Source organism: Mesorhizobium sp. M7A.F.Ca.US.002.01.1.1, assembly GCF_004022955.1.
Classification (GTDB): domain Bacteria; phylum Pseudomonadota; class Alphaproteobacteria; order Rhizobiales; family Rhizobiaceae; genus Mesorhizobium; species Mesorhizobium ciceri.
Genome location: NZ_RZQE01000822.1, coordinates 1 through 1527, shown reverse-complemented (window position 1 = coordinate 1527; position 1527 = coordinate 1). Strand labels below are relative to the sequence as shown.

At 63.1% G+C, this 1527-nt stretch carries 1 protein-coding gene; it reads left to right on the top strand.

What is annotated here, in order from left to right:
- Window positions 1-1527: erythromycin esterase family protein (locus EN932_RS35805; protein WP_128369509.1), on the top strand; the 1527-nt coding region annotated here is incomplete at both ends.

The window sequence follows — 1527 nt, the reverse complement described above, 5'->3', positions numbered from 1 at the left end:
GTGACAGCCAGCGGTCCCGGCGCACCGCTCGCCCTTCAGGAGCAACTCGATGTCGGCGGCAGGCTCGTCATTCCGGTCGGCGACGACCCCGATTTGCAACGCCTGCTCAAAGTCACCCGGACAGGTGCCGCAACCTACAGCGAGGAGGATTTCGGCGGCGTGCGCTTCGTCCCTCTCATCGGCGAGCAGGGTTGGTCGGAAAACGGCACCGTCACCAAGGTCGGTCGCCCACTTCGACATCCGCATCCGATCAGCCTGCCCGATATGATTGCGGCCGCGGCTGAACCGCTGCCCGATTTCGACGATCCGGCCTTCGGCGCATTGTTCGACCGGTTCGCCGACCGGCGCGTCGTTCTGCTTGGCGAGGCAAGCCATGGCACGTCCGAGTTCTACAGGGCGCGCGCGGCGATCACCCGCAGGCTTATCGAACGGCACGGCTTCACCATCGTCGCGGTCGAGGCGGACTGGCCCGATGCGGCGGCGATCGACCGCTATGTTCGCCATCGTCGGCCGCGAACAGGCGCCGGTGCGCCATTCCAGCGGTTTCCGACGTGGATGTGGCGCAACACCGATGTCGCGGCCTTCTCCGACTGGATGCGCCGTCGCAACGAGAAGCTAGAACCTTCGGAGCAAGCAGGGTTCTACGGCCTGGACATCTACAATATGAGCGGGTCCATAGGCGCGGTCCTCGACTATCTCGACCGGGTCGATCCCCAGGCAGCCAAGATTGCACGCGAACGGTATGGTTGCCTGACGCCCTGGCAACACGAACCGTCTACCTACGGCCGTGCGGTGCTCACCGCCGGCTATAAAAAATGCGAGAAAGCCGTGCTGGAACAATGCCGGGACTTGCTCGCCAGACAACTCGATTATGCAAAACAGGACGGAACCGACTTTCTCGACGCCAGTCAGAATGCTCGGCTGATCGCGTCCGCCGAACACTACTACCGGATCATGTACTATGGCGGTGCGGAGTCCTGGAACCTGCGCGACACCCACATGTTCGAGACCTTGGAACATTTGTTGAACGCCGGCGGCCCCAACTCCAAGGCGGTGGTGTGGGCGCACAATTCCCATATCGGCGATGCCCGCTTTACCGAGATGGGTGTCGTCAGGGACGAACTGAACATCGGTCAGCTCTGCCGGCAGCGTTTCGGCGATGAGGCAGCGCTAATCGGTATGGGCACGCATTCCGGCACTGTAGCGGCCGCAAGCGACTGGGATGGCGAAATGGAGGTGAAGCAGGTTCGCGCGTCGCACGCCGACAGCTACGAACGGCTTTGCCACGATTCTCTTGTGTCGCGGTTCCTGCTCGACCTCGGGCGCGACAAGACGCTGCGTGAGCGGCTGCTGGAACGCAGGCTGGAGCGATTCATCGGGGTAATCTACCGGCCGGAAACCGAGCTGGGCAGCCACTATGCGGACGCTTCCCTGCCCCAGCAGTTCGACGCGTTCCTATGGTTCGACAAAACCGCGGCAGTGACGCCGCTTGGCCCGGAGCATGCAAGAACCGGCGTTCCCGACACC